This window comes from Azoarcus sp. Soil_N_20, assembly GCF_057656155.1.
This window is the reverse complement of record NZ_JBDGKX010000017.1, coordinates 46,281-68,328: the sequence shown is the minus strand read 5'-3', so window position 1 is coordinate 68,328 and position 22,048 is coordinate 46,281. Positions and strand designations below refer to the sequence as shown.

Here is a 22,048-nt window from a genome sequence, read left to right as displayed (position 1 = left end):
ATCTCCCGATGGCCCTGTTGCAGATCGCAGAACCCGGAATGTCCGCCGAGCCGCACAAGCACAGGCTCGCGGTAGGCATCGACCTCGGTACGACGAATTCGCTGGTGGCAACGGTACGCAATGGCATTGCGGTCTGCCTTCAGGATGAGACCGGCCGCGCGATGCTGCCCTCGATCGTGCGTTATCGTCCCGATGGCACGATCGATGTTGGCCACGCGGCGGTGACCGCTCAGGCCACCGACCCGCGGAACACGATCGTCTCGGCCAAGCGCTTCATGGGGCGCGGACTCAAGGATGTCGCCCATGTCGAGACCATGCCCTACGACTTTGAAGAGAGCCCCGGCATGGTTCGGCTGCGCACCGTTCAGGGCGTCAAGAGTCCGGTCGAGATCTCGGCCGAGGTTCTGCGCGCGCTGCGCCTGCGTGCCGAGGCCAGTCTTGGCGGCGAGTTGACTGGCGCCGTGATCACGGTTCCCGCCTACTTCGACGACGCGCAACGGCAGGCCACCAAGGATGCGGCCCGGCTCGCCGGTATCGAAGTGTTGCGCCTGCTCAACGAGCCGACCGCCGCTGCGGTTGCCTACGGTCTGGATAACGCCGCCGAGGGCGTGTACGCGGTGTTCGACCTTGGCGGCGGAACCTTCGACCTGTCGATCCTCAAGTTGTCGCGGGGTGTGTTCGAGGTGCTGTCCACGAACGGCGATGCCGCGCTCGGGGGCGATGATTTCGACCATCGTTTGTTCTGCTGGATGCTCGACCAGGCACGGATCGATCCGCCCTCGTCGGAGGATGCGCGTCGGCTGCAGATGAAGGCGCGCGAGGCCAAGGAGTTGCTGACCTCGTTCGAGGAGGCGCCGGTACACCTGCAGCTTGGATCAGGTGAAGAGGTCGATCTGGTCATCAGCCGCGACCAGTTCGTCGACCTGACCCGTCATCTGGTACAGAAGACGCTCGGGCCGGTGCGCAAGGCGCTGCGGGACGCCGGGCTTGCCCCCGAAGACATCAAGGGCGTGGTGATGGTCGGTGGGGCAACCCGCATGCCTCACATCCAGCGCGCCGTGGCCGAATACTTTGGCCAGGAGCCGCTGACCAACCTCGATCCGGACAAGGTCGTGGCGCTTGGCGCCGCGATGCAGGCCAATGCGCTGGTCGGCAACCGCAAGGCCGACGACGAAGACTGGCTGCTCCTCGACGTGATCCCGCTGTCGCTCGGTCTCGAGACCATGGGCGGGCTGGTGGAGAAGGTGATACCGCGTAACTCGACGCTACCGATCGCGCGCGCGCAGGAGTTCACCACCTTCAAGGATGGCCAGACCGCGATGGCCTTCCATGTGGTTCAGGGCGAACGTGAACTGGTGTCCGATTGCCGTTCACTGGCGCGCTTCGAACTGCGTGGCATTCCGCCGATGGTGGCCGGCGCGGCGCGGATCCGGGTCGCCTTCCAGGTCGATGCAGACGGTCTGCTGTCGGTGTCGGCTCGCGAGATGTCGTCCGGCGTGGAAGCCAGCGTACTGGTCAAGCCGTCGTACGGACTGTCCGACGACGAGATTACCGGCATGCTCAGAGCGGGTGTTGACCGGGCCGGCGACGACATGCTTGCGCGTGCGCTACGGGAGCAGCAGGTGGAAGCCGATCGGGTGATCGAGGCGACGGTTCAGGCGCTGGCCAAGGATGGGGCCTTGCTCGACGCGAAGGAGCGTGAGCAGATCGACATCGTGCTTGCTCACCTTCGCGAGCTACGGGCAGGATACGATCACCGTGCCATCAAGACCGGCATCGAGGCGCTTGCCCGGGCCACCGACGAATTCGCCGCGCGGCGCATGGACAGTAGCATTCGTTCGGCGCTGACTGGCCACAAGATAGACGAGATTTCCGTATGACCCAGATCATTGTGCTGCCCCATGTCGAACTCTGTCCCGAGGGCACCGTGATCGAGGCCGGAGAAGGCTCGACGGTCTGCGATGCGCTGCTCGCCAACGGGATCGAGATCGAACACGCCTGTGAGCGATCCTGCGCCTGTACCACCTGTCACGTCGTCGTGCGGGAGGGGTTTTCGTCGCTCGGCACGGCGGACGAAGAGGAAGAGGATCTGCTCGACAAGGCCTGGGGCCTGGAGCCGCTTTCCCGGCTGTCGTGCCAGGCGGTCGTCGGCAAGACGCCGCTGGTGATCGAGATTCCCCGCTATACGATCAACATGGCCCGGGAGGGCAAACACTGATGAAATGGACGGAAGTGCAGGAGATCGGCATCCAGCTGGCAGACGCGCATCCCGAGGTGGATCCCGCCCGCCTGAACTTTGTCGATTTGATGAGCTGGGTCATCGCGTTGCCGGAGTTCGACGACGACCCCAAACACTGTGGCGAGCGTGTCCTCGAGGCGATTCAGCAGGCCTGGATCGACGAACTCGCCTGAACCGCCTTTACGAGGAACGGAGCAGGGCCGGGGCGAATCCCGGCCCTTTTTTCAGTACGGGCTGTTCGCTGCGCTTTCGGCGGTTTCGTTCAGAGTCAGCCAATAGACCGCAATCTGGCCGACCGCCTGAATGAAACGTTCGTAATCGACCGGTTTGCGGATGTAGCTGTTCGCCCCCAGCCGGTAGGCCTGTTCGATATCCTGGGTTTCGCGCGACGTCGTCAGTACGACCACCGGCAGCATCGCGGTGTGTTCGCCGGCGCGGATACGGCGCAATACCTCGAGTCCATCGATCCTTGGCAGTTTGAGATCGAGCAGGATGAGCACCGGCATGCTGCTGAGGTCACGACCTGCATGGCTGCCCGTGCCCGCAAGGTAGTCGATCGCCTCCACTCCGTCGCGGGCGACGACCACCGGATTACCGATCTGGTTTTTGCTGAATGCCCTGAGCGTGAGCGCCTCGTCGTCAGGGTTGTCTTCGATCAGCAGGATCGGGCGTTCCATCGCCATGGGCAATCTCCATATACATCGTCGTGCGGTCTGCTTACATCAACACTGGCAGATGAATTCAGTCCTGTCCACCAGGCAGTTCTTCTCGTTTCAGCAAGAAAACCATGTCGTCACCGCCGCGTGTCGATAGCCAGCTGAACGGCAGTTCGGGGAAGGCGCTTTCCACGATGTCGCGATTATGTCCGACTTCCACTGCCAGTATGCCTTCAGGGTGGAGATGGCGGGCCGATTGTGCAATCAGTTTGCGCACGATATCCAGCCCGTCCTCGCCTGCGGCCAGCGCCATCGTCGGTTCGTGAAGGTACTCGGGCGGTAGGGCGGCCATGGCATCGGCGGTGACATAGGGCGGATTGCTCAGGATCAGGTCGAACCGGCGCTCGCCGAGTGCGCCGAACACGTCGCTATGGACCAGTTCGATCTGCCCGCCGAGGCCGTAGTCATCCACATTGCGTCGTGCCACCTCGAGCGCGTCGTCGGACAGATCGGCGGCAACGATGTCGGCGTTGGGAAAGGCATGGGCCATCAGGATCGCAAGGCAGCCGGAACCGGTACACAGGTCGAGTGCGCTGGTGACGGTGTCCGGATCCTCCACCCACGGGGCGAAGCCGTTTTCGAGGAGCTCAGCGAAAAACGAGCGTGGGATGATGACCCGTTCGTCGACATGAAAACGGAACTCGCCCAGCCAGGCTTCACCGGCGATATAGGCGGTCGGCACCCGTTCCACCGTGCGGCGCTCGATATTGTCGAACAGCGCGACGCGCTCGTCGGATGGAATGCAGGCGTCCAGGAACGGTTCCAGCCGGTCCAGCGGCAGGGCGAGCGTGGACAGCACCAGCCAGGCCGCTTCGTCGAACGTGTCGGTGACCCCGTGGCCGCAGAAGATCTGCGCGCGATTGAAACGGGTCACTGAATAGCGCAGCCAGTCGCGGACGGTGACGAGTTCGGCCAGCGGACCACTCTCGTGTTCATGGTCGTGTTCGTGTTCGTGGTCCAGATCGTCGGTATGGTCGGTCATGTCAGGTACTCAGGCGGCCAGAAGGGTGCGCAAGGTGCGCAGGTAAACGGCGGAAAGCGGTGCGACCGCGTCGACAGCGACGCATTCGTTCACCTTGTGGATGCTGGCATTGACCGGACCGAACTCGACCACTTCGGTGCAGATGTCGGCAATGAAGCGGCCGTCGGAGGTGCCGCCGGTGGTGGACAGCTCGGTGTCGATGCCGAGACAGTCGTGAATCGCCGCGGAGAGCGCCGCCACCAGTTTGCCACGACCGGTGATGAAGGGCTTGCCCGACAGGTGCCAGGCGATGCTGTAGTCGAGCCCATGCCGGTCCAGGATCTCGTGGGTGCGCGCCTTCAGACTCTCGGCGGTCGACACCGACGCGAAGCGGAAGTTGAACATCAACTCGCATTCGCCCGGAATCACGTTGTTGGCACCGGTGCCGGCGTGGATGTTGGAAACCTGCCAGGTGGTGGGCGGAAAAAATTCGTTGCCTTCGTCCCACAGAATGGCGGTCAGTTCGGCGAGGGCGGGAGCGAGTTCGTGGATCGGATTGCGCGCCAGGTGCGGATAGGCCACATGACCCTGCTGGCCCCTGACCCGCAGCGTGCCCGACAGCGAGCCGCGCCGTCCGTTCTTGATCATGTCGCCGAGCGTGCCGACCGACGTGGGTTCGCCGACGATGCAGTAGTCGAGGCGCTCGCCGCGCGCGGCGAGCGCCTCGACGACCTTGACCGTGCCGTGGGTCGCAATGCCTTCCTCATCCGAGGTCAGGAGCAGGGCAATGCTGCCGGCGTGGTCGGGATGCTCGGCCACGAAGCGCTCGATCGAGGTCACGAAGGCGGCCAGCGAGGTCTTCATGTCGGCGGCCCCGCGTCCGTAGAGCATGCCTTCACGGATCGTGGGTTCAAACGGCGGCGTGTTCCAGTTTTCCAGCGGTCCGGTGGGGACGACGTCGGTATGCCCGGCAAAACACAGCACCGGCGACCGATCGCCGCGCCGCGCCCACAGGTTGCACACGCCGCCGACATCGATACGCTCGAGCATGAATCCGAGGGGGGCGAGCCGTGCCGCGATCAACTCGAGGCAGCCGGCGTCGTCAGGCGTTTCGGATGGGCGGGAAATCAGGTCACAGGCGAGGGTCAGGGTCGGGTTGTCGGGGAAGTGCATGCTTATCTTTTTTTGTTTGGGTCGAATTTACGTTTGGTCGTCGAGGTGCAGGGTGAACTCGCGGAACGACGCGCCGTCGGGCTGGGTGCGCTCGAAATCCGGAATCTGCGGGGTTGCGACCTCCTGCACACCTTTGGGTGCGCCGCCGAACTGGGCATTGTTGATCAGCCACGACAGGTTGGTGGGTGAATCGGCGTTGGCGAGGGCTTCGTCGAGGGCGATGACCTTCTCGTGGTAGAGCCGGAACAGATCCTGTTCGAAAGTCTGCGAGCCGGGGGCGAGGCTCTGTTCCATGGCTTCCTTGACCTCGTTGAGCTCACCGCGTTCGATCAGTTCGGACACGTGCCGGGTGTTCATCAGTGTTTCGACGGCGGGAATCCGCTTGCCATCGGGCTTGCGCACCAGGCGTTGCGAGATGATGCTGCGCAGTGCCACCGAGAGGTCGAGGTAGAGCAGCGGGCGATTTTCCAGCGGGAAGAAGTTCACGATCCGGTTCAGCGCGTGATACGCGTTGTTGGCATGCAGCGTGGACAAACACAGATGGCCGGTCTGCGAGTAGGCCAGCGCGGCCTGCATGGTTTCGCGGTCGCGGATTTCGCCGATCAGGATGCAGTCGGGCGCCTGGCGCATCGCGTTGCGCAGGGCGTCGTGCCAGCTGTGGGTGTCGATTCCGACCTCGCGCTGGTTGACGATCGACTTGCGGTGCTTGAACAGGTATTCGATCGGATCCTCGACCGTGAGGATATGGCCGGAGCGGCTGCGAATACGATGATCGATCATCGACGCCAGGGTGGTCGATTTTCCGGATCCGGTGGCGCCGACGACCAGCACCAGCCCGCGTTTCTCCATCACGATGTCGGCGAGCGAGGACGGCAGGCCGAGGCTCTCGACCGTCGGGATGTCGCCCTGGATGTAGCGCACCACGACCGCAACCGAATTACGCTGCCAGAAAACGTTGACGCGGAAATTGCCCAGATCCCGGCGGCCGAAGGACAGGTTCAGTTCCTTGTCGCGTTCGAAGTGCTCGATCTGCTCCGGTGCCATCATCTCGTAGATCATCTTCTGGATCATGGCCGGCTCCATGATCTGCTGATTGATCGGCATGGTGTGGCCCTGGATCTTGATGTGGATCGGGGCACCTGCGGTGATGAAGATGTCCGAGGCCTGCTTTTCGGCCATGAGCTGGAACAGCTTGTCGAAAATCATCGGTTCGGACTCCGTCGGCGAGATGATGACGCGGGGCCGCAGCCCCGCAGGATTGCAAGGTGGATCAGGCGCGCAGCAGGTCGTTGATCGCGGTCTTGGCGCGGGTCTGCGCGTCGACCTTCTTCACGATCACGGCGCAATACAGGCTGTATTTGCCGTCGGCCGAGGGCAGGCTGCCGGGCACCACCACCGAGCCGGCCGGCACGCGGCCGTAGTGCACCTCACCGGTCTCGCGGTCGTAGATCTTGGTGCTCATGCCGATGTACACCCCCATCGAAAGCACCGCGTTCTCCTCGATGATCACCCCTTCCACCACTTCGGAGCGGGCGCCGACGAAGACGTTGTCTTCGATGATCACCGGTCCGGCCTGGACCGGCTCGAGCACGCCGCCGATACCGACGCCGCCCGACAGGTGCACGTTCTTGCCGATCTGCGCGCAGGAGCCGACCGTGGCCCAGGTGTCGACCATGGTGCCTTCGTCGACGTAGGCGCCGATGTTCACATAGGACGGCATCAGCACCACGTTCTTGCCGATGAAGCTGCCCCGGCGCGCGACCGCCGGCGGCACCACGCGGAAGCCGCCTTCGCGGAACTGCTCCGGAGTGTAGTCCCCGAACTTGGTCGGGACCTTGTCGAAGTAGTTCAGGCTGCCGGCGGGCATGACCTCGTTGTCGCGCAGGCGGAAGGAGATCAGTACCGCCTTCTTGATCCACTGATTGACCATCCATTGGCCGTCCTTCTTCTCGGCCACGCGCAGGGTGCCGGCGTCCAGGCCGGCGATCACGGTTTCCACTGCAGCGCGCACTTCGGCCGGTGCGGTGGTGGGTGACAGGCTGGCACGGTTGTCGAAGGCGGTGTCGATGATGGCTTGCAAAGCTTGCATTGGGGAACTCTCTTACAGGGTTTGACAGAAGGCAACGATGCGCTCGGCCGCTTCCACGCATTCCGCAGTGTCGGCGACCAGTGCAATGCGCACGAAACCGGCGCCGGGGTTGATGCCGTCGGCCTCGCGGGCGAGATAGCTGCCGGGAAGGACGGTCACATTATATTCAGCCTGCAGACGGCGGGCGAACTCGGTGTCGGGAATGGGGGTGCGCGCCCACAGGTAGAAGCCGGCGTCGGGCAATTCGACCTGCAGCCACGGTGCGAGCATCGGGGTGACGCGGGCGAACTTCTCGCGGTACAAGCGGCGGTTCTCGGCGACGTGGGTTTCGTCGTTCCAGGCCGCGATCGAGGCGACCTGCACCGTGTTGCTCATGGCACAGCCGTGATAAGTGCGGTAGCGCAAAAAATTCTTGAGGATTTTCGCGTCGCCGGCGACGAAGCCGGAGCGCAAGCCGGGAACGTTGGAGCGTTTGGACAGGCTGGAGAACATCACCACATTGCGGAAATCGCTGCGACCGAGGCGGTGGGCGGCTTCGAGGGCGCCGATCGGGAGCGCGTCGTCGTCGAAATAGATCTCGGAATAACATTCGTCGGCTGCAATCACGAAGTCGTGCCGATCGGACAGCGCGAACAGGCGCTGCCATTCGTCGAGGCTCAACACGCGGCCGGTCGGATTGCCTGGCGAGCACACGAACACGAGTTGCACATCGCGCCACACGGTGTCCGGGATGCTGGCGAAATCGGAGCCGAAACCGTTCTCCGGCAGATTGTTCAGAAATAGCGGCTCGGCCCCGGCGAGCAGGGCTGCGCCTTCGTAGATCTGGTAGAAGGGGTTGGGGCACAACACTCTGGCACCGGGGCGGCTGCCGTCGATGATGCACTGGCCGAAGGCGAACAGCGCTTCGCGCGAACCGTTGACCGGCAACACCTGGGTGGCGGCGTCCACCGCCGGCAGTGCGTAGCGGCGTTGCAGCCAGCCTGCGATCGCCCCCCGCAGTGCCTCCGAGCCCTGCGTGGTCGGGTAGGCCGCCAGTCCGTCGAGATTGTCCGCGACCGCCTGGCGGATGAAGTCCGGGGTGGCATGCTGCGGTTCGCCAATCGACAGGCGGATCGGTTTCAGGCCGGCGGGCGGAGTGATGCCCTCGAACAGATGGCGCAGTTTCTCGAACGGATAGGAGTGGAGTCGGGAAAGATTCGGATTCACTTTGGAACACTTTTCGCCCGTCGCGGAAGGCGGACGGAGCAGGTCGTAAAGGCCGAAGATGTTATCATGCGGCGCCTTGCCGGCGTTCCCGAATCCGGGTGCCGCCTCCCTTGCTCACTATGCCTGCGCCCTGACGTGCGTCTTTCCAAGCTCAAACTTGCCGGATTCAAGACCTTCGTCGATCCGACCACGGTGCTGATGCCGGGCAACCTGGTCGGCGTGGTCGGCCCCAATGGTTGCGGCAAGTCCAATATCATCGATGCGGTGCGCTGGGTGCTGGGGGAAACGCGCGCCTCGGCCTTGCGTGGCGAGTCGATGCAGGACGTGATTTTCAACGGCTCGACGACGCGCAAGCCGGTATCGCGGGCCAGCGTCGAACTCGTGTTCGACAACAACGAGGGTCGAGCAGCCGGGCAGTGGTCGCGCTATGCCGAGATCTCGGTGAAGCGGGTGCTCGATCGCAGCGGCGACTCGAGCTACTACATCAACAACACCCACGTCCGGCGCAAGGACGTGATCGATCTGTTCCTCGGTACCGGGCTCGGGCCGCGCGCCTACGCCATCATCGAGCAGGGCATGATCTCGCGCATCATCGAGGCGCGGCCGGAGGAAATCCGCGGCTTCCTCGAGGAGGCGGCCGGGGTCACCAAATATCGCGAGCGGCGCCGCGAAACCGAGGGGCGCCTGTCCGACGCGCGTGACAACCTGGCCCGGCTCGACGATATCCGGACCGAGCTCGGCGAACGCATCGGTCATCTCGAAGGTCAGGCGGTGGTTGCGGAGCGATATCACACGCTCAGCAGTGCCCACGTCGAAAAGCAGCAACTGCTGTGGCTGATCAAGCGCAACGAGGCACGTGCCGAACATCAGCGCCTGAACGACGAACTCAATCTGAACACCCGCCGCATCGAGACCGACAGCGCCCGTCTGCAGGAACTCGAAGCCATGATCGAGGCTGCGCGCGACGCGCATTTCGCCGCGTCCGAAACCGTGCACGTCGCGCAGAGCGAGCTGTTCGCGGTCAGTTCGGAAGTGACCCGGCTCGAAACCGAATTGCAGCATCTGGCCGAAGCGCGCAAGCGACTGGAAGCCCGTCTCGCCCAGCTCGAACTGGATCACGGACACTGGACTGCACGGCGCGAGGCGCTGGCTGCAGACCGGACGCGCTGGCAGGACCTTGCCGACAACGCGGCGATGCGGGCCGAACAGGCCGAAGGGCGCCATGCGGAGATCGGCGATCGGGTGCCGGACGCCGAATCGGCCCGCATTGCAGCAGACACCACGGTCGGTGCGGCCCGGCGCGAGCTGGCCCAGACCGAGCAGCAACTGCGGGTCGAGGAGGCCAACCGTGCCAGCGCCACCCGCGCGCTGGAGGCCTTGCAGCAGCGACGTACCCGACTCGAGGCCGAGCGTGGCGGGATCCAGGGGCCCGATGCAAGGGTGCTGGCCGAACGCGAGGCGCGGGTCGAGGCCCTGCAGGAGGCCCTGGACGATCAGCAGCAGGAGGTGGCCGGTTTGCAGGCACGAGTGCCGGCCGCCCAGGCTGCACTGAAAGCGGCGCTGGACGGCGAACGTGCAGTGCAGCGCCGGGTCACCGAGCTGCGTGCGCGCCGTGACGCGTTGGTGCAGTTGCAGGCCAAGGTACAGTCGCAAGGCAAGCTCGGCGACTGGCTCAAGCGTCGTGGCTATGCCGAATTGCCACCGTTGTGGCGCGCGTTGCGGGTTGCCGCAGGATGGGAGGCGGCGATCGAGGCGGTGTTGCGCGAGCGGCTCGCTGCGTTGACCCTGGATGAGGGCGCGGCCGAGTCCGTGGCACGCGGGATGCTCGACGAGTTGCCGCCCGAGTCGCTCGCACTCGGTTTTGGCGGCGCCGCGGCTCCCGCCACCAGCCCGGTCGTACCGGTCGGGGCCGTGCCCCTGATCGATCGCGTCGAGCATGTCGACCACCCGCTGCGCCCCTTGCTCGAAGACTGGCTGCACGCGTGTTTCGCCGTCGACCGGATCGAGGACTGGCTGCCGCAGCGGACGCTGCTCGCGCCGGGGGTGTGCGTGGTCGGGATGCGCGGCCAGGTACTGACCCGCCATGCGCTGATCCACTTCGTGCCCGACAGCCGCACCCACGGCGTGATCGAACGTCAGCGCGAGATCGATCAGCTTGCCGGCCAGCAGGCGGTGCTCGAAGACGAAACGCGCGCCGCGCATGATGCGCTGCTTGCGGCCGAGGCTGCGGCGGCCGATCTGCAGGACCGTATCAACACGCTGCGACGTGAGCTGCAGTCGGCGCAGGCCGGGCTCCATGCCGAGCAGGTCGAGGTCCTCAAGCTTGCGCAGGCGCGTAGCCGGGCCGATGAGCGCCGCACCCAGATCGAACGCGATCTAGGCGATCTGGTGCATCAGGAGGTGACCGAACGCGAGCATTTCGCCCGTGCCGACCTCGAGTATGCCCGTGCGGCCGAACTTGCCGAACTGCAGCACCAGCGGCTCGATACCGCAACCGAGGTGTTGCGCGAGCGCGAGCAGAGCCTGCGCGAGTTGCGTGCGCTGGAGCAGACCTGCGCCCGCGAACTGCAGGAAGCGCGCTTCTCGGAGCGGGAGTGCGCGGGCAAGCTGGAGGATATCGCACGCAACCTGCAGCTCGCCGCCGAACAGCTCGAGCGTGTCGTCGTCGAACAGGGCACGCGCGAACGTGAACTCGAGGTCACCGACGACCTGCGCAGTCGAGATGCCCTGCAGACTGCGCTCGGCCTGCGTGGCAGCCGCGAGGCCGCACTGGCGGCACGGCGTGACGCGCTGGAGCAGGCCACCGCCACGCTGCGCCAGACCGAGGAGCTGCGCATGCGTACCGAGCAGGAGGCGGCGCCGATCCGTAGCCGGGTGGCCGAGTTGCGACTTGCGGTGCAGGCCGCGGAACTGGCGTCGGCCCAGTTCGACGAGCGCCTGATCGAAGCCGGTGCGGACGAGACCGCACTTGCGCCGTTGCTGGCCTCCGATCCCAAGGAAGGCACGCTGCAGCGCGAAGTGGCCAGGCTGGCGCGGGAGATTGCCGAGCTGGGTGCGGTCAACCTGGCTGCGCTCGATGAGCTCAGGTCGGCGTCCGAACGCAAGGGCTATCTCGATGCCCAGACCGACGATCTGACGCAGGCGATCGGCACCCTCGAGGACGCGATCCGGCGGATCGACCGCGAAACCCGCGAGCAGCTGCAGGAGACCTACAATACGGTCAATCGCCAGTTTGCCGCGCTGTTTCCGCAATTGTTCGGCGGCGGCCGGGCGGAGTTGGTGCTCACCGGCGACGAGATTCTGGATGCGGGCATCCAGATCATCGCTCAGCCGCCGGGCAAGAAGAACACCTCCATCCAGCTGCTGTCAGGCGGTGAAAAGGCGCTCACCGCGATTGCGCTGGTGTTTGCGATGTTCCAGCTGAATCCGGCCCCGTTCTGCATGCTTGACGAGGTGGATGCGCCACTGGACGATACGAACACCGAGCGCTATGGGCAGATGGTGAAGCGCATGTCATCGCACACACAGTTCATTTTCATCAGCCACAACCGGATTACGATGGAAATTGCCCAGCAGCTGGTCGGCGTGACCATGCAGGAGCAGGGTGTGTCGCGGGTGGTGGAGGTTGATATCGAAGAGGCGCTGCGTCTGGCCGAGTCGGTCGCAGCGTGACAACAGGAACCAATATGGACAGTGAACTGCAGATTGGATTGATCGGGTTGGGCGTGGCTGCGTTTGTGGTCATCGTCGCCTACAACAAGTGGCAGGAACGCAAGCATCGCCGGCAGGCCGAGGATGCCTTCCGCTCCGACCATCGGGACGTGTTGCTCGAGCCCGGCGAAGTACGCGAGGTGCACGATGGGGATGCCCGCCGCGAGCCGGTTGTCGATGAGCCGGTCGGCGATGCGGCGGCCGAGCGTGCCTTCAGACAGGCCGCGCCCAAGCGCGTGCTGCCCGAACTGCCGAGCGTGCTTGACCCGCGCGCGGACTGCATCATCCGCATCGAGGCGATCGAGCCGCTCGATGCACCGCGGCTGTGGGCGGCGCAGTACGAGGCGCTCAATGGCCTGAGCAAAGGGGTGCGCTGGTTTGCCTTCGACGATGCCGACAACCTGTGGCACGAACTGTCCGCCCATACCGCCGGCGCACATCACTGGTTCTGTGCGGCGATGCAGTTGGTGGATCGTCGCGGGCCGATCGGGGAGGGGGACTACATCCGCTTCTCCGGTGGCGTGCAGCGCGTGGCCGAGCAGTTCCTCGCGGTGCCGGCCGGCCTGCCCTCGCGTGCCGAGGCGCTGGGCAGCGCGACCGAGCTCGACCGTTTCTGCGCCGACGTCGATGTCCAGATCGGGATCAATGTCGTGTCGGCCAATGGTCAGCCGTTCCACGGGACCAAGATTCGCGGGCTGGCCGAGGCGGAAGGCATGGTCCTGCGCGGGGACGGCAGTTTCCATGCGCTTGACGACACCGGCGGCACCCTTTTCACGCTGTGCAATCACGAGCCGGCGCTGTTCGCCGCGGACGACATGCGGACCCTCCAGACCGGCGGCATCACGCTGGTGATCGACGTTCCGTGCGTGGCCAACGGGGCGCTGGTATTCGAGCACATGATGCGCTTCGCCAGTCATCTTGCCGCCGCGCTCAACGGTGTGGTGGTCGATGACAACAAGGCGCCGTTCGGTGCCGAGGCGGCGGGCTTGATCCGCGCCCAGATCCTGCAGTTCCAGGAGCATATGGCGAGCCAGCAGATCCCGGCCGGCGGCGCTCTGGCCAAGCGACTGTTCTCTGCATGATGGAGGCGGAACCTTCGTTGATCGAGCGCGCGGCCTGGCTGCGCGCCGAACTGGCCCGGCACGACCATGCCTACTACGTGCTCGACGCGCCGAGCATTCCGGATGCCGAATACGATCGGTTGTTCCGCGAGCTGGAGGCGATCGAGCTGGCGCATCCGGAGCTGCGCAGCGCGGATTCGCCCACCTGCCGGGTGGGTGGCAAGCCGCTGGCGCAGTTCCCGCCGGTCCGCCACCGGGTTCCGATGCTGTCGATCCGTACCGAGACGGATACCGGTCCGAGCGGCGCCCAGGCGTTCGACGCCCGGGTGCGGCGCGAACTCGGACTGGGCGAAACGGACCCGCCGATCGAGTATGCGGCCGAACTCAAGTTCGACGGGCTGGCGATCAACCTGCGTTACGAGCGTGGCGTACTGGTCCAGGCGGCGACCCGTGGCGATGGCGAGCGTGGCGAGGACGTGACCGGCAATGTGCGTACGGTACGTGCCATTCCGCTTCGCCTGCACGGCGACGCCCCGCCGGTGCTGGAGGTGCGTGGCGAGATCTACATGCGGCGCGACGACTTCGAAGCCCTCAACGCGCGCCAGCTGGCGACCGGCGAAAAACTGTTCATCAATCCGCGCAATGCCGCGGCCGGCGCGATCCGCCAGCTCGACCCGGGTATCGCCGCACGGCGTCCGCTGTCGTTCTTCGCCTACGGCCTGGGCGAAACCGAAGGCTGGGCGCTGCCCGACACCCACGCGGGCATTCTCGATGCGCTCGCCGTCTTCGGCCTGCCGGTGGCGTCGCTCCGAACGGTGACGAGGGGGGCCGACGGATTGATGGCGTTTCACGGGCGGATCGCCTCCGTGCGCGACACTCTGCCGTTCGACATCGACGGCGTCGTGTACAAGGTCAATTCGCTGGCGCTGCAGCGGCAACTGGGTTTCGTGACCCGCGAGCCGCGTTGGGCGGTGGCACACAAGTACCCGGCGCAGGAGGCGGTAACCCTGTTGCGCGACATCGAAGTACAGGTCGGTCGTACCGGCGCGATCACGCCGGTGGGCAGGCTCGAGCCGGTGTTCGTCGGCGGGGTGACCGTGACCAATGCGACCCTGCACAATCAGGACGAGATCGACCGCAAGGATGTACGCATCGGCGACTGGGTGATCGTGCGCCGGGCCGGCGATGTCATTCCCGAGATCGTGGGGCCCGTGGTCGAGCGTCGCACCGGTGACCTGCCGCGTTTCAACCTGCTCGAACGTTTTTCGACCTGTCCGGTGTGCGGTTCGCACGTGGTGCGGGGCGAAGACGAGGCGGTGGCGCGCTGTACCGGCGGCCTGTACTGCCCTGCCCAGCGCAAGCAGGCGCTACTGCACTTCGCCGGGCGCCGGGCGATGGACATCGACGGCCTGGGCGACAAGCTGGTGGACCAGCTGGTCGACGCCGCCATCGTCAAGACGCCGGTCGACATCTACCGCTTGGGCATCCTCGCGCTGGCCAACCTCGAGCGCATGGGCGACAAGTCGGCGCAGAACCTGTTGGCGGCGATCGACAGGAGCCGTAGCACAACGTTGGGAAGATTCATTTTCGCCCTCGGTATCCGCAATGTCGGCGAGACGACCGCGCGCGATCTCGCGCGTCATTTCGGCAATCTGGATGCGTTGATGGCCGCCGACGAGGCCCGCCTGATGCAGGTGCCGGATGTGGGCCCCACCGTTGCACGGTGCGTCGCCGAGTTCTTTGCCGAAACGCACAATCGCGAAGTCATCGAGCAACTTCGGGCTGCCGGCGTGCGCTGGGAGGAGGGCGAGCCCGCTGCCGTGCCTGTCGGTGCGCTGCAGGGGAAGATCTTCGTGTTGACGGGGACGCTGCCGACGATGAGCCGGGATGAGGCCAAGGCCCTGATCGAGGCGCAGGGCGGCAAGGTCGCGGGCTCGGTGTCGAGGAAGACCGACTATGTCGTTGCCGGTGCCGAAGCCGGATCCAAGCTGGTCAAGGCGCAGGAACTGGGGATCGATATCGTCGACGAGCAGGCCCTGCTGGCCCTGCTCGGCGCTACCGCGTGATCGCCGCTTCGGCACCGTTGGAAACGGATTTACACAGACACTTATCAGGATAGTTCCGGAGTCGGACACAATGAAAAAAGTAACCAAGGCCGTATTTCCCGTTGCCGGGATGGGCACCCGCTTCCTGCCGGCGACCAAGGCAAGCCCCAAGGAAATGCTGCCGATCGTCGACAAGCCGTTGATCCAGTACGCCGTCGAGGAAGCCGTTGCGGCCGGCATCACCGACATGATCTTCATCACCGGCCGCACCAAGCGCTCGATCGAGGATCACTTCGACAAGGCTTACGAACTCGAGACCGAGCTCGAGGCGCGGGGCAAGAACGAACTGCTGGAGATCGTCAAGAAAACGGTACCGAAGGGCGTGAACTGCATCTACATCCGCCAGTCCGAAGCGCTCGGGCTGGGCCATGCCGTGCTGTGCGCCAGTCATGTGGTCAGCGACGAGGCCTTCGCCGTGATCCTGGCCGACGACCTGCTCGACAACCATGATGCGGCCCCGATCATGGAGCAGATGGTGGGCGTCTACAACTATCACCGTTGTTCGGTGCTGGGTACGATGAACGTGCCGCGCGAAGAGACCCGACAGTACGGCATCGTCAGTACCGAGAGCCAGGTCGGTGACGTGCAGCGGGTGACCGGCATCGTCGAGAAGCCGAAGCCCGAAGACGCGCCCACCACCCAGGCAGTGGTCGGCCGCTACATCCTGACCCCACGCATCTTCGATCACATTCGTGCGCTCAAGCCGGGCGCCGGCGGCGAACTGCAGCTTACCGACGCGATTGCCTCGCTGCTCAAGGAAGAGGCGGTGCTGTCCTACCAGTTTCAGGGCGTGCGCTACGATTGCGGCTCCAAGCTCGGCTATCTGAAGGCCACCGTGGAACTCGGTCTGCGCCACCACGAGATCGGCGAGGAGTTTTCGGCCTATCTGAACGCGCGTTTTGGCGTCGGCGCGGGCACGAAGAAGGAAAAGTAGTCCGGACGGTCAGCCGGTTCGCCGGCGACCCACTGTCCGCCCCCTGACCGACGGCGCCGATGCATCCGGCGCATGTCGTAGTTGGCTACCGGCGTCCGCCAGGCCGCGGTTGCCAAACCCCTCACTGGAGTTTCACCTGCATGATCGTTCTTAAAGGCGTCACCCTGCGCCGCAGCGCCAAGGTGTTGCTCGATAACGCCTCCGTCACCCTGAACCCGGGCGAAAAGGTCGGTCTGGTCGGGCGCAACGGCGCCGGCAAATCGACCCTGTTCGCCCTGCTCAACGGTACGCTGCACGAAGACGCCGGCGATTTCAGCCTCCCGGCACAGTGGCGGATGGCGCAGGTCGCGCAGGACATGCCGGAAACGGAGCAGTCGGCCACCGATTTCGTGATCGAAGGCGACACCGCGCTGCTCGCCGCCCAGAACGAAGTTCACGCCGCCGAGGCCAGTGGCGACGGCGAGCGCATGGCCTATGCGTACATGGCGCTGCACGATGCGGGTGCACACGATGCCCAGGCAAGGTCGCAGGCGCTGATCCTCGGGCTCGGATTCAAGACCACCGAGCTGTGCAATCCGGTCAACAGCTTCTCCGGCGGCTGGCGGATGCGTCTGCAGCTGGCGCGTGCGCTGATGTGTCCGTCGGATCTGCTGCTGCTCGACGAACCGACCAACCACCTCGATCTCGATGCGCTGGTATGGCTCGAAGCGTGGCTGAAGCGCTACGCCGGCACGATGGTGGTGATCAGCCACGATCGGGAGTTCCTCGATGCGATCACCAACGTGACCCTGCATATCGACAATGCCAAACTGACGCGCTATGGCGGCAACTACAGCACCTTCGAGGACACCCGCGCGCAGCAGATGGAGTTGCAGCAGAACGCGTACTCCAAGCAGCAGGACAAGATCGCCCACCTGCAGAAGTTCATCGCCCGCTTCAAGGCCAAGGCGAGCAAGGCCAAGCAGGCGCAGAGCCGGGTGAAGGCGCTGGATCGCATGGAAAAGCTCGCGCCGGTACTGGCCAGCGCGGACTTCACCTTCGAATTCAAGGAACCGGCCAGCCTGCCCAACCCGATGCTGGCGATGGAGCATGCCTGCTTCGGTTATCCGCCTGCTGAAGATGCCGCTGCGGGTACGCCGTCGACAGTGATCGTGCGCGACGTGAGCAAGTCGGTGATGGCCGGCCAGCGCATCGGCATTCTCGGTGCCAACGGCCAGGGCAAGTCGACCGTGGTCAAGACCGTGGCGCGGGCGCTGAAGCCGATCAGCGGGATTCTCACCGAAGGCAAGGGACTCAAGATCGGCTACTTTGCACAGCAGGAACTCGACGTGCTGCGGCCGCTCGACAATCCGCTCGAGCACATGGTGAGGCTGGCCAGGGAAGGTCTGCCTGCGGGTCAGAGCGGTCGCGAACAGGATCTTCGTACTTTTCTCGGCACCTTCAACTTCAGCGGCGACATGGTGAAACAGCCGGTCGGCACCATGAGCGGCGGCGAGAAGGCGCGTCTGGTGCTGTGCATGATCGTGTGGCAGCGTCCGAACCTGTTGCTGCTCGACGAACCGACCAACCACCTCGATCTCGCCACCCGTGAAGCCTTGGCGATGGCGCTCAACGAGTTCGAAGGCACGGTGATGCTGGTCAGCCACGACCGCTCGCTGCTGCGCTCGGTGTGCGACGAATTCTGGCTGGTATCGCATGGTGGCATCGAGCCCTTCGACGGTGACCTCGACGACTATCAGCGCTATTTGCTCGATGAAGCCAAGCGCGCGCGAGAAAGCCTGAAAGCATCGCTCAAGAGCCCGAAGGAAGCCGCCGCCCCGGCGGCGGCCCCGGTAACGGTCCGCCGGACATCGCCCGAGGAGCTGAAGCGACTCAAGCGCGACCTGGGCAAGCTCGAACAGACCATCCTCGATCTGCAGACCGCCAGACATGCGCTCGAAGCACGTCTGGCCACGTCCCTGCCGCCGCAATTGATCGGCGAACTCGGGCTGGAGTTGCAGAAGCTCAACGATGAGCTAGATGTACATGAAGAGAACTGGCTGCTGATCTCGGAGCAGATCGAAACCGCGGAAAGTTGCGGGTAGGATGGTCGAAGCGGGGTGCCGGCGGCGCCCGGAGCCGGGGCCGGCTGCCGGTTGAATGGAGGTCTGACGAGCTCGTGGGTGAGGAAGCCATGAAGAAGATCGATCACGCCAAACTGGATCGCATCGTCGCCGATGCCCGACTCGCATCGGATGCGCGCGAGCAGGGTTATCGCGAACGGGCGCTGAAGCTCTATCCCTGGATCTGCGGACGGTGCGCGCGCGAGTTCACCTACGCCAACCTGCGCGAACTCACCGTGCACCACCGCGATCACAATCATGACAACAATCCGCCCGACGGGAGCAACTGGGAGTTGTTGTGCATCTATTGCCACGACAACGAACATCAGCGTCAACTCGAAATGCACGCCGGCGGGAGTATGGCTGCCGGTGACGGGGGCAGCATTGCGACGCATTCGCCCTTCGCGAACCTGAGGACCCTGATCGGGGGCGGAAAGCCCTCGACATGAGCGCAGAACAGAAAGAACGCATCAAGGTGCTCGGCGCGGGCATCTTCAGCCTCATTCTGGTGATGGGGGTGGCGCGCTTTTCCTATACGCCCTTGTTGCCATTGATGCAGCAGCAGGCCGGCCTGGGCGTTGCCGAGGCCGGCTGGCTGGCTGCCATCAACTACGCCGGCTATCTGAGCGGCGCCGTGATTGCTTCGCTGATCAGCGACCTGGTGCTCAAGGATCGCCTCTACCGGATCGGCCTGATCCTTGCGATTCTCAGTACCGTTGTGATGGGCATGAGTACCGATGTGGTCGTCTGGGCCTTATCGCGCTTCGTCGCCGGGCTGAGCAGTGCCGCCGGCATGCTGCTGGGCACCGGGCTCATCCTCAACTGGTTGATCCGGCACCATCATCGCAGCGAACTGGGTATCCATTTTTCCGGGATCGGACTCGGCATCGTCGTCTGTGCGGCGGCGGTGGCGCTGATGACCCAGTGGCTGGACTGGCGCGAACAGTGGTTCGCTTTTACCGCCATCGCTTGCCTGCTTCTGGTGCCGGCCTTGCGCTGGTTGCCGCCACCCGATCGCAGCGGACTGACCAAGAGCGGACAGAAGATGGAGGACCGGCCGCCGAGCGCGCTGTTCATGCGCATATTCATGGCTGCCTATTTCTGCGCCGGTGTCGGCTATGTCGTCAGCGCCACCTTCATCGTGGCCATCGTCGATCGCCTGCCGGGGCTGGCGGGGCAGGGAACCCTGGTCTTCCTCGCGATCGGCGTTGCGGCGGCACCGGCTTGCATGATCTGGGATCTCATCGCCCGGCGCAGTGGCGATCTCAATGCACTGATCCTGGCGGCGGTGCTGCAGATCGTCGGCATCCTGCTGCCGGTGATGGCCGGCGGACTGCTCGCGGCGGTGGCCGGTGCCTTGCTGTTCGGGGGTACCTTCATCGGCATGGTGAGCCTGGTGCTCACCATGGCCGGCCGTTACTATCCGACGCGCCCGGCCAAGATGATGGGCAAGATGACGCTTTCCTATGGCACTGCGCAGATCATCGGCCCCGCCATTACCGGCTGGTTGGGTGCGCTGTGGGGCAGCTATGCCGCGGGGCTCTACCTCGCCGCCGGCGTGATGGTGATCGGTACGCTGCTGCTGTTGATACTCAAGCTGGTGGAGCGGCGCGACTCGATCCCAGCCACGCTGGTGGGGGAACGCTCGGGGGCGGGCGGGCCCTAGGAGGCGGTCGGATTTGAGGCTGATCTACTGCGCCAGTGGGCGTGAACGCAACTGAGGCGGTCCACATCGGCCCGTACTTTTGTTGCATGGAATGACCATGCGCCTCAAAAACGGCCGAATCTGTCGTCGCGTTCCCACTCGGCTCGTGACGACTACTCGAGTCCGACAGCCTCCCAGAAAAAACGCCCCGTCTGCACGAGCAGGCGGGGCGTCTTGCGATGCGCTTGCAACAATCAGGCGGCGTTGGCCTTGGTTGCACGCTTGCGATCGGTTTCCTTCAGGTGACGTTTGCGCAGGCGGATGTTCTTGGGCGTGATCTCGACCAGTTCGTCGTCGGCAATGAACTCGATCGCGGACTCGAGCGAGAGCCCGATCGGCGGAATCAGGCGAACCGCTTCGTCGGTGCCGGAAGAACGCACGTTGGTGAGTTGTTTGCCCTTGATCGGGTTCACCACGAGATCGTTGTCGCGGGTGTGGATACCGATGATCATGCCTTCGTAGAGGGCCTCGCCCGGGCTGACGAACATGCGGCCGCGGTCCTGCAGATTCCACAGCGCGTACGCCACGGCGTCGCCGTCGTTCTGCGAGATCAGCACGCCATTGCGGCGCTCGGCCATGGCACTGGCCATCGGGCCGTAATCGTCGAATACGTGGCTGGCCAGACCGGTTCCGCGGGTCATGGTCAGGAACTCGCCCTGGAAACCGATCAGGCCACGGGCCGGAATGCGGTACTCGAGGCGGACACGACCCTTGCCGTCCGGTTGCATGTCCTGCAGTTCGCCGCGCCGGCGGCCGAGCTCCTCCATGACACCGCCCTGATGGTCTTCCTCGACGTCGACGGTGAGCATTTCGTACGGCTCGCACTTGACGCCGTCGATTTCCTTGAACACCACGCGCGGACGACCCACGGCCAGTTCATAGCCTTCGCGACGCATGTTCTCGAGCAGGATGGTGAGGTGAAGCTCGCCACGGCCCGAGACTTCGAACACGTCCGAATCGTCGGTGTAGTTCACCCGCAGGGCGACGTTCTTGAGCAGCTCCTTTTCGAGGCGCTCGCGAATCTGGCGGCTGGTGACGAACTTGCCTTCGCGGCCGGCAAGCGGCGACGAATTGACCATGAAGTTCATCGTCAGTGTGGGCTCATCGACGGCGATCGGGGTCATGCCTTCGAGACAGTCGGGATCGCACAGGGTCACGCCAATATTGACTTGCGGCAGACCCGCGATCAGCACGATGTCGCCGGCCTCGGCAGATTCGGCCGCCGAGCGCTCCAGCCCCTTGAAGGTGAGAATCTGGCTGACCTTGCCTTTGCCGCGGTTCTCGTCGCCGTACATGACGACCACTTCCTGGTTGGGGCGGACGCGGCCGCGCTTGATCCGGCCGATGCCCATCTGTCCCATGTAGGTCGAGTAGTCGAGCGAGCAGACCTGCATCTGCAGCGGGCCTTCGGGGTCGACTTCGGGCTGCTTCACGTGGGTGAGGATGGCCTCGAACAGCGGGCGCATGTCGACGCGCTCGTCGTCCTCTTTTTCCACCGCGAAACCATTCAGGCCGGAGGCGTAGATGACCGGGAAGTCGAGTTGCTCGTCGGTGGCGCCGAGTTTGTCGAACAGGTCGAAGGTGTGGTTGATCACCCAGTCGGTACGCGCACCCGGGCGGTCGATCTTGTTGACCACGACGATGGGCTTGAGCCCCAGCGCCAGTGCCTTGCGGGTGACGAAACGGGTCTGCGGCATCGGGCCTTCGACGGCATCGACCAGCAGCAGCACGCTGTCGACCATGGACAGCACGCGCTCGACTTCGCCGCCGAAGTCGGCGTGGCCCGGGGTGTCGACGATGTTGATATGGGTGTCGCCGTACTGGATGGCACAGTTCTTGGAAAGAATCGTGATCCCACGTTCTTTCTCGATATCGTTCGAGTCCATGATCCGCTCGCCCATCTGCTGGTTCTCGCGGAAGGTGCCGGATTGGCGCAGGAGCTGGTCTACCAGGGTGGTCTTGCCGTGGTCGACGTGAGCGATGATGGCGATGTTGCGGATGGAACGGGACATGGAGGCGGGAAGTCTTTGAAAAGACGATAATTCT

At 64.6% G+C, this 22,048-nt stretch carries 17 protein-coding genes; 10 read left to right on the top strand and 7 right to left on the bottom strand.

Annotation, left to right across the window (positions count from 1 at the left end):
• The first annotated feature begins 8 nt into the window (after positions 1-8).
• From hscA to iscX, 3 genes are read left to right on the top strand one after another with little or no spacing between them, the layout of a single operon-like run.
• Positions 9-1,880 carry a Fe-S protein assembly chaperone HscA gene (hscA, locus tag AC3A35_RS23920; protein ID WP_487439041.1) on the top strand — a complete coding sequence of 624 codons (1,872 nt, stop codon included), beginning with the start codon at positions 9-11 and terminating at the stop codon, positions 1,878-1,880.
• Positions 1,877-2,218: an ISC system 2Fe-2S type ferredoxin gene (gene fdx / locus AC3A35_RS23915; RefSeq protein ID WP_487439039.1), complete on the top strand. Its 342-nt coding sequence runs from the start codon at positions 1,877-1,879 to the stop codon at positions 2,216-2,218. The genes hscA and fdx overlap by 4 nt, the downstream gene beginning before the upstream one ends.
• Positions 2,218-2,412, top strand: a complete 195-nt coding sequence (gene iscX / locus AC3A35_RS23910) for a Fe-S cluster assembly protein IscX (RefSeq protein ID WP_487439038.1) — start codon at positions 2,218-2,220, stop codon at positions 2,410-2,412. Before fdx ends, iscX begins: the two co-directional genes overlap by 1 nt.
• A gap of 51 nt (positions 2,413-2,463) precedes the next feature.
• Here the strand turns inward: iscX and AC3A35_RS23905 are convergent, their stop codons facing one another.
• The 6 genes from AC3A35_RS23905 to dapC form a co-directional block, all read right to left on the bottom strand.
• Positions 2,464-2,922 (bottom strand): response regulator, encoded by a 459-nt coding sequence (locus AC3A35_RS23905; protein ID WP_487439037.1) that lies wholly within the window; start codon positions 2,920-2,922, stop codon positions 2,464-2,466.
• A 58-nt stretch (positions 2,923-2,980) separates the two neighbouring features.
• On the bottom strand, positions 2,981-3,937 hold the full coding sequence (gene prmB / locus AC3A35_RS23900) for a 50S ribosomal protein L3 N(5)-glutamine methyltransferase (RefSeq protein ID WP_487439035.1): 957 nt from the start codon (positions 3,935-3,937) through the stop codon (positions 2,981-2,983).
• 9 nt (positions 3,938-3,946) lie between these two features.
• On the bottom strand, positions 3,947-5,089 hold the full coding sequence (gene dapE / locus AC3A35_RS23895) for a succinyl-diaminopimelate desuccinylase (protein ID WP_487439034.1): 1,143 nt from the start codon (positions 5,087-5,089) through the stop codon (positions 3,947-3,949).
• 27 nt (positions 5,090-5,116) lie between these two features.
• On the bottom strand, positions 5,117-6,295 hold the full coding sequence (locus AC3A35_RS23890) for a PilT/PilU family type 4a pilus ATPase (protein ID WP_487439032.1): 1,179 nt from the start codon (positions 6,293-6,295) through the stop codon (positions 5,117-5,119).
• Between the two features lie 64 nt (positions 6,296-6,359).
• The gene (dapD, locus tag AC3A35_RS23885) at positions 6,360-7,178 is read right to left on the bottom strand and encodes a 2,3,4,5-tetrahydropyridine-2,6-dicarboxylate N-succinyltransferase (RefSeq protein WP_487439031.1); all 819 of its coding nucleotides are present in this window, start codon (positions 7,176-7,178) and stop codon (positions 6,360-6,362) included.
• A gap of 12 nt (positions 7,179-7,190) precedes the next feature.
• Complete coding sequence (dapC, locus tag AC3A35_RS23880) at positions 7,191-8,384, bottom strand: succinyldiaminopimelate transaminase (RefSeq protein WP_487439030.1); 1,194 nt, start codon at positions 8,382-8,384, stop codon at positions 7,191-7,193.
• A gap of 135 nt (positions 8,385-8,519) precedes the next feature.
• Here dapC and smc point away from each other — a divergent pair, with 135 nt between their 5' ends.
• From smc to AC3A35_RS23845, 7 genes are all read left to right on the top strand, one after another.
• On the top strand, positions 8,520-12,056 hold the full coding sequence (smc, locus tag AC3A35_RS23875) for a chromosome segregation protein SMC (protein ID WP_487439028.1): 3,537 nt from the start codon (positions 8,520-8,522) through the stop codon (positions 12,054-12,056).
• Positions 12,057-12,070: 14 nt separating this feature from the next.
• The gene (locus AC3A35_RS23870; protein WP_487439026.1) at positions 12,071-13,177 is read left to right on the top strand and encodes a cell division protein ZipA; all 1,107 of its coding nucleotides are present in this window, start codon (positions 12,071-12,073) and stop codon (positions 13,175-13,177) included.
• Positions 13,177-15,222: an NAD-dependent DNA ligase LigA gene (gene ligA / locus AC3A35_RS23865; protein WP_487439071.1), complete on the top strand. Its 2,046-nt coding sequence runs from the start codon at positions 13,177-13,179 to the stop codon at positions 15,220-15,222. The genes AC3A35_RS23870 and ligA overlap by 1 nt, the downstream gene beginning before the upstream one ends.
• Before the next feature lie 70 nt (positions 15,223-15,292).
• Complete coding sequence (gene galU, locus AC3A35_RS23860) at positions 15,293-16,195, top strand: UTP--glucose-1-phosphate uridylyltransferase GalU (RefSeq protein WP_487439025.1); 903 nt, start codon at positions 15,293-15,295, stop codon at positions 16,193-16,195.
• 140 nt (positions 16,196-16,335) lie between these two features.
• Positions 16,336-18,279, top strand: a complete 1,944-nt coding sequence (locus AC3A35_RS23855) for an ABC-F family ATP-binding cassette domain-containing protein (protein WP_487439021.1) — start codon at positions 16,336-16,338, stop codon at positions 18,277-18,279.
• An 89-nt stretch (positions 18,280-18,368) separates the two neighbouring features.
• Positions 18,369-18,746 carry a YajD family HNH nuclease gene (locus tag AC3A35_RS23850; protein ID WP_487439019.1) on the top strand — a complete coding sequence of 126 codons (378 nt, stop codon included), beginning with the start codon at positions 18,369-18,371 and terminating at the stop codon, positions 18,744-18,746.
• A complete protein-coding gene (locus AC3A35_RS23845) occupies positions 18,743-19,963 on the top strand; it encodes a YbfB/YjiJ family MFS transporter (RefSeq protein WP_487439017.1) in 1,221 nt (406 codons plus the stop codon). Before AC3A35_RS23850 ends, AC3A35_RS23845 begins: the two co-directional genes overlap by 4 nt.
• Before the next feature lie 233 nt (positions 19,964-20,196).
• Here the strand turns inward: AC3A35_RS23845 and typA are convergent, their stop codons facing one another.
• Positions 20,197-22,014: a translational GTPase TypA gene (typA, locus tag AC3A35_RS23840; protein WP_487439015.1), complete on the bottom strand. Its 1,818-nt coding sequence runs from the start codon at positions 22,012-22,014 to the stop codon at positions 20,197-20,199.
• Positions 22,015-22,048 lie beyond the last annotated feature (34 nt).

Coding starts and splice junctions, on each gene's coding strand:
- hscA (WP_487439041.1), top strand. CDS start 9: ATGGCCCTGTTGCAGATCGCAGAACCCGGAATGTCCGCCGAGCCGCAC.
- fdx (WP_487439039.1), top strand. CDS start 1,877: ATGACCCAGATCATTGTGCTGCCCCATGTCGAACTCTGTCCCGAGGGC.
- iscX (WP_487439038.1), top strand. CDS start 2,218: ATGAAATGGACGGAAGTGCAGGAGATCGGCATCCAGCTGGCAGACGCG.
- AC3A35_RS23905 (WP_487439037.1), bottom strand. CDS start 2,922: ATGGCGATGGAACGCCCGATCCTGCTGATCGAAGACAACCCTGACGAC.
- prmB (WP_487439035.1), bottom strand. CDS start 3,937: ATGACCGACCATACCGACGATCTGGACCACGAACACGAACACGACCAT.
- dapE (WP_487439034.1), bottom strand. CDS start 5,089: ATGCACTTCCCCGACAACCCGACCCTGACCCTCGCCTGTGACCTGATT.
- AC3A35_RS23890 (WP_487439032.1), bottom strand. CDS start 6,295: ATGATTTTCGACAAGCTGTTCCAGCTCATGGCCGAAAAGCAGGCCTCG.
- dapD (WP_487439031.1), bottom strand. CDS start 7,178: ATGCAAGCTTTGCAAGCCATCATCGACACCGCCTTCGACAACCGTGCC.
- AC3A35_RS23870 (WP_487439026.1), top strand. CDS start 12,071: ATGGACAGTGAACTGCAGATTGGATTGATCGGGTTGGGCGTGGCTGCG.
- ligA (WP_487439071.1), top strand. CDS start 13,177: ATGGAGGCGGAACCTTCGTTGATCGAGCGCGCGGCCTGGCTGCGCGCC.
- galU (WP_487439025.1), top strand. CDS start 15,293: ATGAAAAAAGTAACCAAGGCCGTATTTCCCGTTGCCGGGATGGGCACC.
- AC3A35_RS23855 (WP_487439021.1), top strand. CDS start 16,336: ATGATCGTTCTTAAAGGCGTCACCCTGCGCCGCAGCGCCAAGGTGTTG.
- AC3A35_RS23850 (WP_487439019.1), top strand. CDS start 18,369: ATGAAGAAGATCGATCACGCCAAACTGGATCGCATCGTCGCCGATGCC.
- AC3A35_RS23845 (WP_487439017.1), top strand. CDS start 18,743: ATGAGCGCAGAACAGAAAGAACGCATCAAGGTGCTCGGCGCGGGCATC.
- typA (WP_487439015.1), bottom strand. CDS start 22,014: ATGTCCCGTTCCATCCGCAACATCGCCATCATCGCTCACGTCGACCAC.